General features: G+C 71.4%; 11 protein-coding genes and 1 pseudogene. 6 read left to right on the forward strand and 6 right to left on the reverse strand.

Annotated elements, in window-relative coordinates; genetic code table 11:
* A partial coding sequence (locus tag ACQEUR_RS24300) for a xanthine dehydrogenase family protein molybdopterin-binding subunit (protein ID WP_433035381.1) occupies nucleotides 1-865 on the forward strand: 865 nt, incomplete at its 5' end.
* A 384-nt stretch (nucleotides 866-1,249) separates the two neighbouring features.
* Complete coding sequence (locus ACQEUR_RS24305) at nucleotides 1,250-2,560, forward strand: ThuA domain-containing protein (RefSeq protein ID WP_433035384.1); 1,311 nt, start codon at nucleotides 1,250-1,252, stop codon at nucleotides 2,558-2,560.
* A gap of 70 nt (nucleotides 2,561-2,630) precedes the next feature.
* Here ACQEUR_RS24305 and leuS read toward each other — a convergent pair.
* Nucleotides 2,631-5,482: pseudogene (leuS, locus tag ACQEUR_RS24310) on the reverse strand (leucine--tRNA ligase).
* Nucleotides 5,483-5,895: 413 nt separating this feature from the next.
* Here leuS and ACQEUR_RS24315 point away from each other — a divergent pair.
* Genes ACQEUR_RS24315 through ACQEUR_RS24325 form a run of 3 tightly spaced genes read left to right on the forward strand, consistent with a single transcriptional unit; the run spans nucleotide 5,896 to nucleotide 10,769 of the window.
* Nucleotides 5,896-6,948 (forward strand): AAA family ATPase, encoded by a 1,053-nt coding sequence (locus ACQEUR_RS24315; protein WP_433035387.1) that lies wholly within the window; start codon nucleotides 5,896-5,898, stop codon nucleotides 6,946-6,948.
* 1 nt (nucleotide 6,949) lies between these two features.
* Complete coding sequence (locus tag ACQEUR_RS24320) at nucleotides 6,950-8,248, forward strand: DUF58 domain-containing protein (protein ID WP_433035390.1); 1,299 nt, start codon at nucleotides 6,950-6,952, stop codon at nucleotides 8,246-8,248.
* A 49-nt stretch (nucleotides 8,249-8,297) separates the two neighbouring features.
* Complete coding sequence (locus tag ACQEUR_RS24325) at nucleotides 8,298-10,769, forward strand: transglutaminase TgpA family protein (RefSeq protein WP_433035398.1); 2,472 nt, start codon at nucleotides 8,298-8,300, stop codon at nucleotides 10,767-10,769.
* 374 nt (nucleotides 10,770-11,143) lie between these two features.
* Here the strand turns inward: ACQEUR_RS24325 and ACQEUR_RS24330 are convergent, their stop codons facing one another.
* On the reverse strand, nucleotides 11,144-11,527 hold the full coding sequence (locus ACQEUR_RS24330; protein ID WP_433035401.1) for a DUF3040 domain-containing protein: 384 nt from the start codon (nucleotides 11,525-11,527) through the stop codon (nucleotides 11,144-11,146).
* A gap of 116 nt (nucleotides 11,528-11,643) precedes the next feature.
* A complete protein-coding gene (locus ACQEUR_RS24335; RefSeq protein WP_433035404.1) occupies nucleotides 11,644-12,903 on the reverse strand; it encodes a DNA polymerase IV in 1,260 nt (419 codons plus the stop codon).
* Nucleotides 12,904-13,124: 221 nt separating this feature from the next.
* Here ACQEUR_RS24335 and ACQEUR_RS24340 point away from each other — a divergent pair, with 221 nt between their 5' ends.
* Nucleotides 13,125-13,361 (forward strand): aldo/keto reductase, encoded by a 237-nt coding sequence (locus ACQEUR_RS24340; RefSeq protein WP_433035444.1) that lies wholly within the window; start codon nucleotides 13,125-13,127, stop codon nucleotides 13,359-13,361.
* Nucleotides 13,362-13,658: 297 nt separating this feature from the next.
* Here the strand turns inward: ACQEUR_RS24340 and ACQEUR_RS24345 are convergent, their stop codons facing one another.
* From ACQEUR_RS24345 to ACQEUR_RS24355, 3 genes are read right to left on the reverse strand one after another with little or no spacing between them, the layout of a single operon-like run.
* Nucleotides 13,659-14,387 (reverse strand): hypothetical protein, encoded by a 729-nt coding sequence (locus tag ACQEUR_RS24345; RefSeq protein WP_433035407.1) that lies wholly within the window; start codon nucleotides 14,385-14,387, stop codon nucleotides 13,659-13,661.
* The gene (locus tag ACQEUR_RS24350) at nucleotides 14,384-15,496 is read right to left on the reverse strand and encodes a hypothetical protein (protein WP_433035410.1); all 1,113 of its coding nucleotides are present in this window, start codon (nucleotides 15,494-15,496) and stop codon (nucleotides 14,384-14,386) included. Before ACQEUR_RS24350 ends, ACQEUR_RS24345 begins: the two co-directional genes overlap by 4 nt.
* Nucleotides 15,497-15,517: 21 nt before the next feature.
* Nucleotides 15,518-16,015, reverse strand: coding sequence for a hypothetical protein (locus ACQEUR_RS24355; protein ID WP_433035413.1), 498 nt, complete (start codon nucleotides 16,013-16,015; stop codon nucleotides 15,518-15,520).
* Between the last annotated feature and the right edge of the window lie 64 nt (nucleotides 16,016-16,079).

Here is a 16,079-nt window from a genome sequence, read left to right on the forward strand (position 1 = left end):
CGTGGACGGCACCGCGGTGGTCGAGGCCGGCGTCTCCGAGTTCGGCACCGGAGTCCTCACCGCGATGACCCAGGTCGCCGCCGACGGTCTCGGCCTGCCGGTCGACCGGATGCGGTTCGTCGGCGGCACCACCGACCTGCCCAACATCGCCGCCGCCGTGGGCTCGGCCGGCGCGGGCGCGGTCGGCGGCGCCGTACACCTGGCCGCCACCGCGCTGCGCGACCAGCTCGTCCGGCAGGCGGTCGGGGACGCGCAGTCGCCGCTGCACGGCGCCGATCCCGGCAGCGTGGTGGTCGCCGACGGCCGGATGAGCCGGTCCGACCGGCCCGAGGTCGGCGAGACCTACGTCGACCTGCTGCGCCGCAACCACCTGCCGGACCTGGAGGCGATGAGCAACTTCGTCCCGCCGAGCCCGATGGGCTCCGACCACGCCATGCACACGTTCGGCGCCCAGTTCGCCGAGGTGGCGGTGGATGCCGACCTCGGCCGGGTCCGGGTACGCCGGATGGTCGGCGTCTTCGCCCCCGGGCGGGTGCTCAACCGCCGGACGGCGCACAGTCAACTGCTCGGCGGGATGCTGTGGGGGCTGGGCCAGGCGCTGCTGGAGGCGAGCCAGATGGACGAGCACACCGGCCGGTGGGCCAACGCGAACCTCGCCGACTACCTGATCCCGGTCAACGCCGACGTGCCGGACGTGGTGATCGACACCATCGAGGTGGCCGACCGGGTGGTGAACCCGCTCGGCGTGAAGGGGGTCGGCGAGATCGGCATCGTGGGCGCCTCCGCCGCGATCGCCAACGCCGTGCACCACGCCACCGGCCGCCGCATCCGCAAGCTCCCCATCACCGTCGAAGACCTGCTGTAAGGAAGGGCCCCCCATTATCGCTTTCTGCATAGGAAGGGCCCCCTGTTAACCACCCGCGTCCTGGCCCGTCGGCTCGACGAGCTGCCCGGCGGGGCCGGCGGAGGCCGGCGGAGATCGGCGGAAGTCGGCGGAAGTCGGCGGGGGCCGGCGGGCGCACGGACGGGGCAGCTCTACAGGCGGGCGAGAGCCACCCGGCCGCCGGGCTGACGGGGTGGCCGGAGCCGGAGCGACCGGCCGGCCCACGCTCCAAAAAGGCGCGGCGGCACGATAAGTAAAGGTTCGTTACAGTAATTGACGCAAGATCATTTCAGGCATAGCGTGTCATCGATCGTCGCGCCCCACCCCCGACGCCCCGTCAGCGCGACGACGAGCGAGAGGACGCGCATGACCGCCGCCACCCCCACCCGCCCGACCCGAAGACTGGTCCCGTTCCTCGCGCTGCTCCTGGCGCTGGTGACCGTCGCCGCCCAGCCCGCCCACGGCAACCGCCGGGCCGCCGCCCCGGCCTTCAACGTGATCGCCTTCTACAACGGCACCTGGGACGCGGCCCACATCAGCTTCGTCCGGGAAGCCAACCAGTGGTTCCCGCAGATCGCCGCACAGCACAACTTCTCCTACACCGCCACCAGCGACTGGAGCCGGCTGAACACCGCCAACCTGGCCCAGTACCAGGTGGTGGTCTTCCTCGACGACCTGCCACCGGTCGCCCAGCGCCCGGCGTTCGAGCAGTACATGCGGGGCGGCGGCGCCTGGCTCGGCTTCCACGTCTCGGCGTGGACCGACAACCCGGGCGGCTGGGACTGGTACCACAACCAGTTCCTCGGCACCGGTGCGTTCCAGTCCAACACCTGGGGACCGACCACCGCCGTGCTGCGGGTCGAGGACCGCGCCCACCCGTCCACCGTCCGGCTGCCCGCCACGTTCACCTCGTCGGTCAGCGAGTGGTACAGCTGGAGCCGCGACCTGCGGACCAACCCGAACATCGACATCCTGGCCTCGGTCGACCCCAGCAGCTTCCCGCTGGGCACCGACCCGAACCAGACCTGGCGCAGCGGCTACTACCCGATCATGTGGACCAACACCGGCTACAGGATGCTGTACGCGAACTTCGGCCACAACGCGATGGACTACGCCAACGACGTGCCGCTCTCCTCCACCTTCGGCAGCGAGGTGCAGAACCGGTTCGTCATCGACGGGTTGCTCTGGCTCGGTGGCGGAGGCGGCGGAGGCGGCGGCAACCCGGAGCCGCCCACCGACCCGATCTCCCCGACCGCCTGGTACAGCCTGGTCAACCGGGGCAGCGGCAAGTGCGTGGACGCCCGCGCCGCCGGCACCGCGAACGGCACCGCGATCCAGCAGTACACCTGCAACGCCAGCCTGGCCCAGCAGTACCAGCTCCAGCCCACCAGCGGCGGCTACGTCCGGGTGAACAACCGGGGCAACAGCGCCCGGGTCCTCGACGTGAAGGACGTCTCCACCGCCGACAACGCGCCGATCCAGCTCTGGACCTACAGCGGAGGCGACAACCAGCAGTGGCAGGCGGTACCGGAGACCGGCGGCTACCACCGGCTGGTCAACCGGCTCACCGGCAAGTGCCTGGACACGCCGGGCGGCTCAGGCGCCGACGGCGTCCAGCTGGTGCAGTACGCCTGCAACGGCAGCGCCGCCCAGTCGTTCCGGCTCGCGGCGCAGTAGACCACAGGGGGTTGCTGGGCGAGGGGCCCCCGCCGCCCAGCAACCACCGCGCACCGACGCGTCGCCGGGGTCAGACGACGACGCTGACCATCCGCCCCGCGACCACGATCACCTTCCGGGGCTCCCTACCGCCCAACTGGTCGGCGACGGCGGCCAGCGCGGCCAGCCGTACCGTCTCCTCGGCCGCGTCCGCCGCCACCTCGACCCGGCCGCGGACCTTGCCGTTGACCTGGACCGGGTAGGTGACCGTCGCCTCCACCAGCAGCGCCGGGTCGGCCACCGGGAACGGCTCGTACGCCAGCGAGTCGGCGTGCCCCAGCCGCTGCCACAGCTCCTCCGCCACGTGCGGCGCGAACGGCGACAGCATCAGCACCAGCGGCTCGGCCACCTCCCGGGGCGTGGCATCCAGCCGGGTCAGCCCGTTGGTCAACTCGATCAGCTTGGCGATCGCGGTGTTCATCCGGATGCCGTCCAGGTCGGCCCGGACCCCCTCGACGGTACGGTGCAGCAGCCGGCGGGTCGCCTCGTCGGCCGGGCCGTCCACGACCCGCAGCTCGCCGGTCCGCTCGTCCACCAGCGCCCGCCACACCCGCTGCAGGAAGCGGTACGCCCCGATCACCGCCCGGGTCTCCCAGGGCCGGGAGACCTCCAGCGGCCCCATCGACATCTCGTAGACCCGGAAGGTGTCCGCGCCGTACGCCGCGCACATCTCGTCCGGGGTCACCACGTTGTTCCGGGACTTGCCCATCTTGCCGTACTCGCGGCGGACCGACTGGTCGCCGAAGTACCAGCCGCCGTCCCGTTCCACCACCTGCTCGGCCTCGACCCAGCTGCCCCGGGCGTCCCGGTAGGCGTACGCCTGGATCATGCCCTGGTTGAACAGCCTGCGGTACGGCTCGAAGGACGAGACGTGCCCCAGGTCGTACAGCACCTTGTGCCAGAACCGCGAGTACAGCAGGTGCAGCACGGCGTGCTCCTGGCCGCCGACGGCTGATCAGTCCCCACTGATCGCGGGGTGCAGCCCCGCCAGTACCGCTCGTTGGCCGGGTCGACGAACCGGTCGGAGTTGGTCGGGTCCAGGTAGCGCAGCTCGTACCAGCACGAGCCGGCCCACTGCGGCATCACGTTGGTCTCCCGGGTGTAGCGCCTGGGCCCGTCACCCAGGTCCAGCTCGACCTCCACCCAGTCCTTGCGCCGGGACAGCGGGGTCTCCGGGTTGGACCCGGCGTCGTCCGGGTCGAAGGTCTTCGGCGAGAAGTCGTCCACCTCGGGCAGCTCGACCGGCAGCATCGACTCGGGCAGCGCGATCGTGTTGCCGTCCTCGTCGTAGACGATCGGGAACGGCTCGCCCCAGTAGCGCTGCCGGCTGAACAGCCAGTCCCGCAGCCGGTAGGTCACCGCGCCGGAGCCGTGCCCGTTGGCCTCCAGCCACGCGGTGACCCTCGCCTTCGCGTCGGCGATCCGGAGCCCGTTCAGGTCCAGGCCGCGGTCGGGGTCGGCGCTGTTGATCGCCGGGCCGTCACCGGTGTACGCCCTGCCGGCGAAGTTCTCCGGCGGCTGCACGGTCCGCACGATCGGCAGGTCGAAGATCTCGGCGAACTCCCAGTCCCGCTCGTCCTGGGCGGGTACCGCCATGATCGCGCCGGTGCCGTAGCCGGCCAGCACGTAGTCGGCGATGAAGATCGGGATCTGCGCCCCGTTGACCGGGTTGGTGGCGTACGCCCCGATGAAGACGCCGGTCTTCTCCCGGTTCTCCGCCTGGCGCTCGATGTCGGTCTTCGCCCCGGCCGCCTTCCGGTAGGCGTCCACGGCCGCCCCCGGGGTCGCCTGCCCGCCGGTCCAGGCCTGCTTCGTCCCGGCCGGCCAGGACTGCCCGGTCAGCGTCTCGACCAGCGGGTGCTCGGGGGCCAGCACCAGGTAGGTGGCACCGAACACGGTGTCCGGGCGGGTGGTGAAGACCCGGATCGGATCGGCGGCGCCCGGGGACTCCGGCCGCGTCGCGAAGGTGATGTGCGCCCCGGTCGACCGGCCGATCCAGTTGCGCTGCATCAGCTTGATCGGCTCGGGCCAGTCCAGCGCGTCCAGGTCGTCCACCAGCCGGTCACCGTAGGCGGTGATCCGCATCATCCACTGCCTCAGGTTGCGCTTGAAGACCGGGAAGTCGCCCCGGTCCGAGCGGCCGTCCGGGGTGACCTCCTCGTTGGCCAGCACGGTGCCCAGCCCGGGGCACCAGTTGACCGGCGCCTCGGAGACGTACGCCAGCCGGTGGTCGTCGACGATCCGCCGGCGCTCGGCGGCGGACAGCTCCGCCCACGGGCGGCCGTCCGGGGTGCCGCGGGTGCCGGCCTCGAACTCGGCGACCAGTTCGGCGATCGGCCGGGCTCGGCGGGCGGTCTCGTCGTACCAGGAGTTGAAGACCTGCAGGAAGATCCACTGCGTCCAGCGGTAGTAGTCGGTGTCGATGGTGGCCACCGACCGCCGGTCGTCGTGGCCCAGCCCCAGCCGGCGCAGCTGGGAGCGGTAGTACCGGATGTTCGCCTCGGTGGTGGTCCGCGGGTGCGTCCCGGTCTGCACCGCGTACTGCTCGGCGGGCAGCCCGAACGCGTCGAACCCCATCGTGTGCAGCACGTTGCGCCCGGCCATCCGCTGGTAGCGGGCGAAGCAGTCGGTGCCGATGTAGCCCAGCGGGTGCCCGACGTGCAGGCCCGCCCCGGACGGGTAGGGGAACATGTCCAGCACGTACAGCTTCTCGGCGCCCGCCCGCGGATGCCCGGGATCGGCCAGCGGGCCGACCGGGTTCGGCGCCCGGAAGGTGCCGCGCTCCTCCCAGCGGTCCTGCCAGCGGGTCTCGATCTCTCCGGCCAGGGCGGCGGTGTACCGGAACGGCGGAATGTCCACCGCCGGCTCGGCTGCCTCGCTCATGATGGCGTCTCCTCGCTTCCGTCGTCACCGCCACACGTTCCGGTGCTGTCTCCGGGCTGCTGTCCCCCGCGCTGCTGTCCCCGGACCGCTGATCTCCGGGCACAAAAAAGCCCCTCGCTCAGGAGGGGCCGCCGCGCTGTCGCTGTCTGTCGCGTCAGCACGGCTCGCTAAGAAGCAGGTGGAACCCGGACATGGGGCCAACTGTACCGCCTCCCCGCCGGGCTGTCGCACCCGATACCGGGGTGTGCGCGGGGCGGCCGGGCAGCGCAGTGTGCTCGGCTCCACAGCCGAATGCGGCTAGCCTGAGGATGCGGGTGATCCCGGTACCGACGAACGGACGTACTCTCCCGCGAACCATACGGCCCGCCCAGCGACTCTCTACTAGGCAGCCGTGATCGACGAGGAGGAGGCCCGTGACTTCACAGACCTGGGACGAGCTGGGCGGCGCACTGCCCAGCGACCAGTTCCGCGCCGCCAGCGATGCCATCGTGGCGAACATCGAGGAGGTCATCGAGGGCAAGACCGCCACCGTCCGGCTCGCGCTCGCCGTACTGCTGGCCGAGGGCCATCTCCTGATCGAGGACGTTCCCGGCGTCGGCAAGACCAAACTCGCCAAGGCGCTCGCCCGCTCCATCGACTGTTCCGTCCGACGCATCCAGTTCACCCCCGACCTGCTGCCAAGCGATGTCACCGGGGTCAGCGTCTACAACCAGGAGACCCACGACTTCGAGTTCAAGCCGGGCGCCGTCTTCGCCAACCTGGTCGTCGGCGACGAGATCAACCGGGCCTCCCCGAAAACCCAGTCGGCGCTGCTGGAGTGCATGGAGGAGCGGCAGGTGACCGTCGACGGGGTCACCTACGAGCTGCAGACCCCGTTCATGGTGATCGCCACCCAGAACCCGATCGAGATGGAGGGGACCTATCCGCTGCCGGAGGCGCAGCGCGACCGGTTCACCGCCCGGATCGCGATGGGCTACCCCGACCCGGGCGCGGAGCTGGCCATGCTCGACGCGCACGGCGGCCGGGACCCGATCCACGAGCTGCGGCCCGTCTCCGACGCGGCGACCGTCCGGCGCCTGATCGCCACGGTCCGCGACGTACACGTCGCCGACGTGGTGAAGCAGTACGCCGTCGACCTGGTCACCGCCACCCGCGAGGCGCCCGACCTGCGCCTCGGCGCCTCCCCCCGGGCCACCCTGCAACTGCTGCGCACCGCCCGCGCGGTGGCCGCGCTGGAGGGTCGCGACTACGTCCTCCCCGACGACCTGCAGGCGCTGGCCGTGCCGGTGCTCGCGCACCGGATCATCTCCACCCCGGACGCCCAGCTCGCCCGCCGGACCACGGACTCGATCGTCGCGGAGCTGGTGCACCGGCTGCCCCTGCCGCACGAGCGGCAGCGCTCGCCGTACGACAACCGGCCGCAGTCCGGGGACGGACGGACCCAGTACGAGCCGCGGAGGCGATGAGGTGCGCGAGGCGCTACGGGGCCTGACCACGCGCGGGCGGTCCTTCCTCGCCGCAGCCCTGGCGGCGACGCTCTCCGCGCTGATCCTCGGCGAGAAGGACCTGCTCCGGGTCGCCATCCTGCTCGCCGTGCTGCCGCTGCTGGCCGCGCTCTACGTCGGGCGCAGCCGCTACAAGCTGGCCTGCAACCGCTCGCTGGAACCGCACCGGGTGCCCGTCGGGGCCAGCTCCCGGGTGGTGCTCCGGCTGCAGAACATGTCCCGGCTGCCGACCGGGACGCTGCTGCTGGAGGACCGGCTCCCGTACGCCCTGGGCAGCCGTCCCCGGGTGGTCCTCGAACGACTCGGCGCGCACCAGGCCAGCTCGGTGGCGTACACCGTGCGCGCCGACGTCCGGGGCCGGTACGAGGTGGGGCCGCTGGTGGTCCGGCTGACCGACCCGTTCGGCCTCTGCGAACTCACCCGCGCCTTCCCCAGCGTCGACCCGTTGACCGTGATCCCGCAGGTCACCGCCCTGCCGTCGGTCCGGCTGACCGGCGAGTACGCCGGCACCGGGGAGAGCCGGGCGCGGTCGGTGGCGGTGCACGGCGAGGACGACGCGGCCACCCGGGAGTACCGGCGCGGCGACGACCTGCGCCGGGTGCACTGGAAGTCCACCGCCCGCACCGGCGAGCTGATGGTGCGCCGCGAGGAACAGCCCTGGGAGAGCCGGGCGACGGTGGTGCTGGACACCCGCACCTTCGCGCACCGCGGTGAGGGGCCGACCGCCAGCTTCGAGTGGGCGGTGTCGGCCGTGGCCAGCATCGCCGTGCACCTGCGGCACTCCGGCTACAAGCTGCGGCTGGTCAGCGACTCCGGGATCGACGTGAACGCCAACGAGGCCGGCGGCGACGGGCTGCTGCTGGACTACCTCGCCGACGTACGGTTGAGTCAGCGTGGCGACGTGGCGACGCTTGTCGAACGGGTCCGGCAGCGGTCGGACGGCGGGCTGGTCATCGCGCTGCTCGGCACGCTGACCGGTCCCGAGGCCGAACTGCTGGCCGGCCTGCGCGGCAGCGGCGCGACCTGCGTGGCGTTCCTGGTCGACTCCTCGACCTGGCTCAACCTGACCCCCACCGCGCGGGCCGAGGCCGACCACGCGCACGGGGCCGCCGCGCTCGGGCTGTTGCAGAGCGGCTGGCGGGTGGTGGGTGTCGAGCACGGCAGCAAGCTGCCGGCGCTCTGGCCGCAGGCCGCCCGCGGCTCGCAGGGCTTCGCCTGGCGGGCCGCGCTGGCCGAGACCGTCGCCGGCGGCGTCCGGTGACCCGGTACGACGCAGTGACGATGACGACGAGCAGCGCCGGAGGTACGTCATGAGGGGTCGCCGCCATCTCGGGTTCGTCGCCGCGGCGGCCACCCTGCTGGCCTCGGCGCCGCTCTCGGTGATCTTCGAGCGGTGGACCTGGCTGGTGCAGTGCGTGATCGCGGTCGCCCTGGTCGCCGGGGCGGCGGCGCTGGTCCGGTGGTGGCGGGCGCCGGTCTGGGCCCAGGCGCTCAGCATGCTCGGCGGTCTGCTGCTCGGGCTGACCTGGATGTTCCCCAGCGGCAGCGAACTGCTGACCGTGCTGCCCACGCCGGGCACCATCACGCACTTCGGCGCCCTGCTCGGCGGCTCGGCCCAGGACATGCGCTCGTACGGCGCGCCGGTGCAGGACACCGACCCGCTGCTCTTCATCACCGTGCTCGGGGTCGGCGCGGTGGCGGTCGTGGTGGACCTGCTCACGGTCGGGTTGCGCCGCCCCGCCCTGGCCGGGCTGCCGATGCTGGCCATCTACTCGGTGCCGGTGGCGGTGTACGTCGACAGCGTCCAGGCGCTGCCCTTCGTCATCGGCGCGGCCGGCTACCTGTGGCTGCTGGCGGCGGACAACGTCGACCGGGTGCGCCACTTCGGCCGGCGGTTCACCGGGGACGGGCGGGACGTGGACGTCTGGGAGCCCTCGCCGCTGGCCGCCGCCGGCCGCCGGCTGGCGGTCGTCGGCGTCGTCGTGGCGGTGCTGCTCCCGCTGGCCGTACCGGGGATGACCTCGGGGCTGTTCGACCGGTTCAACACCGCCGGCGACGGCAACGGCAACGGCCGGGGCACCGGGAACTCCCCGGGCCGGGTCAACCTCTTCGCCTCGCTCAGCGGCGAACTCAACCGCTCGGAGGTGCGGGACTTCGTCAGGGTGACGACCGACGACCCCGACCCGTACTACCTGCGCTTCGCCGTCGCCGACGACCTGCGGCGCACCGGCTTCGCCGCCCGTACCCCCAGCGGCAGCCCGGTGACCCGGACCCTGCCCGACCCGCGCGAGGGTGACCAGCCCGCGCAGCGGGGCGTGACCCGCAGCGCGCACCAGGCCCGGGTGGAGATCCTCGACTTCAACATGCCGTTCCTGCCGGTCTACGCCGAGCCGGTGAACGCGGACGGGGTCGATTCGAGCTGGCTCTACGACCCCAACCGGCAGATCGTCTTCTCCAACCGGACCCAGTCGCGGGGCCAGAACTACTCCTTCGAGTACGTGCGCTCCGCCTACACCCCGGAGGCGTTGGCCGCCGCGCCGTCGCTCTCCGCCGAGGACCCGATGCGCCGGCAGTTCGCCGCGGTCGAACCGGTGCGCGAGGTGGAGGAGCTGGTCGAGCGGTTGACCCGCAACAAGCGGAGTGACTACGAGAAGGTCCGGGCGCTCTACGACTACTTCTCCCGGGACAACGGATTCAGCTACAGCCTCAGCACCGAGGGCGGGACGAGCGGGCAGGACATCGTCAACTTCCTCACCAACAAGGTCGGCTTCTGTCAGCAGTACGCCGCCGGGCTGGCCTGGCTGGTCCGGGCGGCCGGCATCCCGGCGCGGGTCGCGCTGGGCTTCACCAACGGCAACAACATCGAAGGCAACACGTACACGCTGACCAACCTGAACATGCACGCCTGGACCGAGGTCTACTTCGCACAGATCGGCTGGGTCCCGTTCGACGCCACCCCCACGGCAAACGTGCCCGGGTCGACCCGCTCCGACTGGGCCCCGGACGTGGACGCGCCGGACCCGCTGCCGGCGGCACCGGCGCCGAGCGCGGGACCGGAGACGGATCCGTCGGCCGGCCCGGCCGCCGACGACCGGCCTGACCGCGCCGTCGACGAAAACCTCGGCGACGGCGCCGGGGCGGCCCCGAACAGCGGGCCGAGCTGGCCGTGGTTCACCGCCGCCGGGCTGGTGCTGCTGCTGGCGCTACTCACCGTACCCGCCCTCCGCCGGGCCCTGCTGCGCCGCCGGCGCCAGGGGCAGGCGGCGACGGCGAGCGCGCTGGCGGCGTCGGTGGCGGGTGACCCATCGTCTCCGGGGGTGGCCCGGGTGGTGGTCAGCGACACGGAGCTGGAGCGGATCCGGGCCGACGCGCACGCGGCCTGGGACGAGCTGATCGACACCATGGTGGACTTCCGGATCCCGGTCGATCCCGCCGAGACGCCCCGGGCCACCGCCGAGCGGTTGGTGGCCACGCAGGTGGACGGCGAGGCCCGGGAGGCGGCGCGCCTGCTGGGCCGGGCCGAGGAACGGGCCCGGTACGCCCGGCAGCCGCTGCGGGACGGGTCGCTGCGCGACGCTCTCCGCTCCGTACGGCGTGCGCTGCTGGCCGGCGCGGATCGACGTACCCGGATCACGGCGGCCACGCTGCCGCCCTCGGTGCTGTTCCGCTGGCGGTTGGCGATCATGGACGCGTCGGCCCGGTTCGTCGGGGTCACGGGCCAGGTCCGGGACCGCCTGCTGCGCTGGAACCCCCGCCGCATCCTGGCCCGCGCCTCCCGCTGAACCCACCCGCCCCCACCCCCGCCCCCGCCCGCGCCCCGCCGCAAGATCCGCGTGATCAGGGAGTTGTTCGGCGTGTCGTCGGCGTGTCGTACCGCTCAGCCCCTGATCACGCGGATCTTGGGCCGGGGCGGGGGTGCGGGCGCGCCCGACCCCGGTCACGGCTGCTGCCGGCACCCGACAGGGACGCTGAACGGTGACGAAGCGGCCGGCGGTCATCGCCCCCTGCGGAGATCCCGGTGATCAGGGAGCGGAACAGGCGACACGCCGACGACACGCGGGAACCACTCCCTGATCACCGCGATCTTGGCGGAGGGGTGCCGCCGCGCGGAGTCGCCCCGGCCGGGCCGGGGCGCTGCCGTTGGGGACGGAGCGGGTCAGCGGTGGCCTTCCGGCCGCTGCCGCCACCTCTCCTCAAGCCGGTCGACCAGTGACGGGCGGCGTCCACGGGTCCGGCGGCTGGTCGTGCCGCCGACGACGTGCAGATCCGGTGACTGCCCCTTGCGATGGGACTGCATCGCGAACGCGGCCGCGCCGAGCATCACCACGAAGCCCGCCACGCCGAGCAGCGGGGTTTTGCTCACCGTGCCGTAAACAACCAATGCAAGGCCAGCGATGATCACGCTGACCGCGACGAGCAGGCGACGCCGCGCGTGGAAACGCGGGTCGCTGGCGCGCACAGCCGAGGCGAACTTGGGGTCCTCGGCAAGCGACTGCTCGATCTGCTCGAACAGCCGCTGCTCGTGCTCCGAGAGCGGCACGGCACTCCTCCCCGGTCACGTTGGTCGGTCCGGTCGGACCGACAGACCGTGGCAGCCAACCCGGCTGCTTAACCGCAAGTCTACGAGGGGGGTCGCGGGTCGGAAAGCGGGACGACCTATGGCCGCGCCGGATTTTCCGTCCGGCGCAGGTCGTCGCCCCCCAAGAGGCTCGCCGGGCGCACCATGGAACGCCCGAATCGGGCAGCCGCGGCATCCGCGGCGGCCTCCGCCTCGCGCCAACCGTGCTCCGGCGCCCCGAGCGCGAGCTGCCGGGGAGTCTGCCCGGCATCACTGAGCCCCTCGACCCGTACGCCGACGAGCCGGATCCGGTCACCCGGCCCGAGCCCGGTGAAGAGCGCCCAGGCGGTGTCAAAAATCTCCCGGGCCACGTCGGTCGATCCGCCGACGGTGCGGGACCGGTTGATCGTACGGAAGTCGGCGAAGCGCACCTTGATGGATATCGTCCGCCCCACCTGCCCGGCCCGGCGCATCCGGATCCCGACCTTCTCGGCGAGCGCCAGCAGCGCCCGCCGGATCGTCTCCGGCTCGGCGAGGTCGGTGTCGAAGGTGACCTCGGCCCCGATGGACTTCTCGGCCTGCTCCGGGCTGACCTGCCGGGGGTCGCGCCCCCAGGCCAGCTCGTGCAGGTGTGCCGCCGCCGCCTCGCCGAGGCTGCTCCGCAGCATGCCGATCGGCGCCTCGGCGATGTCGCCGACGGTGGCCAGACCGAGCCGGCGCAGGGTCTCGGCGGCCCGCTCCCCCACCCCCCACAGCGCGTCGACCGGCAGCGGGCGCAGGAACTCCAACACCCGGTCGGCCGGCACCACCATCAGCCCGTCCGGCTTGGCCCTGGTGGAGCCCAGCTTCGCCACGAACTTGCTCGGCCCCACCCCGACCGAGCAGGTCAGCCCCTCCTGCTCGACGATCCGCCGCCGGATCAGCCGGGCGATCTCGGCGGGGCGGCCGAGCAGGCGGCGGGCCCCCGCCACATCGAGGAACGCCTCGTCCAGGGAGAGCGGCTCGACCAGCGGCGTCACGTCGCGGAAGATCTCCATCACCGCCCGGGAGGCGGCGGAGTACTGCCCGAAATCGGGCGGCAGGAACACCGCCTTCGGGCAGAGCGCCCGGGCCCGCAGCGTCGGCATCGCGCTGCGTACCCCGTACTTCCGGGCCTCGTAGCTGGCGGAGCTGACCACGCCGCGCGGCCCGACCCCGCCGACCACGACGGGCCGGCCGCGCAACTCCGGCCGGCGGCGCACCTCGACCGCGGCGAAGAACGCGTCCATGTCGACGTGCAGGATCGGACAGCCAGAGTCGTCGGCGTCCGCGCCGAAGCGCGGATCCGCACCCCGGGGAACGGACTGACTGCGACCCATACCAGCAGGCTAGACCCCGGGTACGACGCATCCGGGCCGTACCGCCGGCCGGGAGCGGCCCGCTGTGGTGGACCCGCCCACGGGCAGCGCCTGGATCCGCGACCTGGACGCGGTCCGTCGAACCCGCACGAGCGCGAGCTGACCGTCGGCAGTACGAGAGGGCGGGCGGGCAGACCCTGCGCCGGGCCCCCGAGGAGAGCCTCCGCCGGTTCGGTACCGCCCTGCTCGGCAAACTCGCCGCCAAGCTCGGGGTGACCCGCAGCCAGCTCGTGCTCGCCTGGCTGCTGCACCAGCGGGCACCGGAGCTGGTCACGCTGGTCGGACCCCGGACCCTCGACCAGTACGAGGCGGCGATGGCGGCGCTGTCCATCCGGCTCGACGCCGACCAGCTCGCCCGGCTCGCCATCGCCGGCGAGGGCGCGGACTGCCGGCAACAGCGGCTACCGAGCGCCACCTGACGATAACCCGGGCGCGGCGGTGGGTGCGGCATCACTACCTTGGGGCGCCTACCGCTGCTCCGGGCGCGATCAGGTACCGCGCGCGCAGGCGTGACAGGTGGCGTGCACCGATGCAGGACGGCCGGTGGACGACAATGACCCCGTCGCAGTTCGACCACGAACGGGCGCGATCACCAGTTGTTCGATCGAATCGTCCGGCACATGTCCGCCAGGCCGGATCCCGAACTGGCTGGAGAGCACCAACCAGCGCGGCAAGCCAACCTCGGCATGGTGGTGGAAAAATCTTGTCATGACGAATCAGTTTGGTCCCGTCCGGGAGAGATGGGACACCGCCTCCTTGGTGAACGCTTCCGCGAAGTCACGGAGGAAGGCGAGAACCTGATCGATTTCGGGGGTGGCCGCATCGGTATCGATACGCGTGGTGACACGCAGGTTGCCGTGTCGAAGTTCGTAGAGAACCTCCACTCCGGCGGCGTCGAGGTTCTCGAAGCGGTAATCCTTCGGGTCGAGCGGAGCTACCGTCTGGAAATAGTGCCCTTCGTCCCACCAGCCGCTGACGGCCTGTGTCGAAATCTCCGGCTTGCCTTGCATGAAGCGCCGCAACGAGGTCACCTCCGCCTTGTGAGCGTCCTCGGCATCCTCGTGCTCTGGGTACGTCCGCAGGCTGACAGTGCCGGCCGGATCAAACTCCCCGAGCTCGGTACGGAAGCGTTCACTCTCGTCGTAGGCCCTGATGGTGCAGCTCAGGTAAACGTCGCTACCCCGAGTGTCGAACTGCACCGTCGGATCGTAGGAGGATCTGAGCTTGAGACCGAACCGTGTAGCGACCTCCGCCATCTTCATGCGTTCGCACATGTCCGGGGTCGACTGCCCGTACGTCATACGTGGTTCGGGGGTCTCGGTCGGCTCCGGGCTGGAGTCGCATCCGCCGATGACAAGAGCGGCAGCTGAGGCAAACACTGTCCAGCGTCGAACGATCGGATAACGGTCTCGACGGTGTACCTGCATGCCGACAACTCCGTTCATCGGGCCCGCGGTAGATGGAAGTCGCTGCTGTTGGTGCCGTCGAGCAGCCGGGGCTGTCGAGGCACCAGCCGCCCGTCCTCCCCATCCGGCGTGTCCCGAATGGACTCCATCCGAGCGAGGGCGCCCGTCACTTGTCCATCAAGATCCTCATACTGCCCGTTCGATCTCTGATCGATGATCGTGATGGCATCGGTCAGAGCGTGCAGTAACTCCTCGGCGGTGCCTCCGGTCAGGGCATGCCCATCCATTGACCTCGGCGCTGCTCCGCTCGCCACTGCGGAAGTGCCGGCGCTGGCCATGTCGAGGCTGTTGGCCCAGAGATCCCTACCCTTCGCCATGGGTACGAACGCGCTGACGATGATCATGGCGTGCTTGGTGGACTGCTCCTGCTGCTGCGCCGCCGCCTGCTGGGGACGCCGGCGCAACTGCTCCAAGAGTGCGTCCCGGGTGGCCTTCAGCACGTTCATCAAGCTCTGCTGGGTGAGGTCGACAGTCGTGTGCGCGGCCTCCAGGCCGGTGACGAGCGCGGCGAGCATCCGGTGATGGCTCGCCAGGGTGTACTCGAAGGGGTTGTAGAAGTTGGTGGCGAAGTCGTCGGCCGCCTCACCGGACCAGTTGCCGAGGCTGTGCCGCAGCTTGCCGAAGTCGTGGGTCACAGAGTCTTCCAACCGCGCCAGCGCGTCCCGCACCGGTTGGATCAAGTCGTTGAGATAGACGGACCCGGTGGGATGGGCCAGTGGCTTGACCATCAACCTGATCGAGTCCATGTTGGCCGACGCCCACCCTGAAGCCTTCGTCTGGTACTCCTCGATCTGCTTCCGGATCTCCTCCTCCACCGAATCCTGCCAGATCATTCGTGGGGGGAACGGCGGCGGCACCCGCCACATACGGCTGAACGACACCGTCCCGGTGAACTCCACGGTGACCCAGGAACCGGAAGCGGTCCCGGCAGCGGCTATCTCGGCGAATACCTCCCACGAACTGGATTCGATACCGTCCATGTGCGCGAACACCTGGTCGATGTAGTGCAGCTCGGCCAGGTAGGTGCCGATCTCGTTGAGGTACTTGTGCATCTGGTGATAGTCGAAGGGGATCGAAGTGTCGACCATGGCGTCTCCCGTCCGGCCAGGTCAGTCAACGATGTTGCGGGGGATGCGATCCACCAGCGGCGGATCCCCGGGGGCCGGGGGATCGGGCGGGGCGAGGGCGGGGCGCTGGTAGTCCGACGCGTTGTTGCCGAGGAGCCGGGTGAACTCCTTGGCCGCCGCCTCGTCCGTGGCCGCGTACCGGTCGGCGATGGTGACCAGCGCGGCGCCGACCTCCGACATCCGCAGCGAGGTCAGCCGCAACACGTCCTGCACCTCGGCACGCAACTCCAGCAGACGCTGCTGGGCCGGGCCGATCCCCCGCTCGGGCAGGTCGAACTGCCCTTCCATCGCCCCGGCCGTCTGGTGCACCAGCACGGTCACGTCCGCGTAGGTCCTGGCGATCCGGGGCAGCTCGTTACGACCGGCCCGGTAGAGGTAGTAGAGGTGTGCGCCGAGTTCTCTGCCCGAGCCGACATCGCCGACCCGGGCATCGTCGCCGCGATACTCAGGCCGCCAGCCTGGTCCGGTCGCGTCCACCATTCCCCGCTACCCCTCCAACCACAGATGAAATTGCCTCGGAGGTTGTACCACGAAGCGCGACCGT

The sequence above is a fragment of the Plantactinospora sp. CA-290183 genome, from assembly GCF_050936375.1.
Lineage (GTDB): Bacteria > Actinomycetota > Actinomycetes > Mycobacteriales > Micromonosporaceae > Plantactinospora.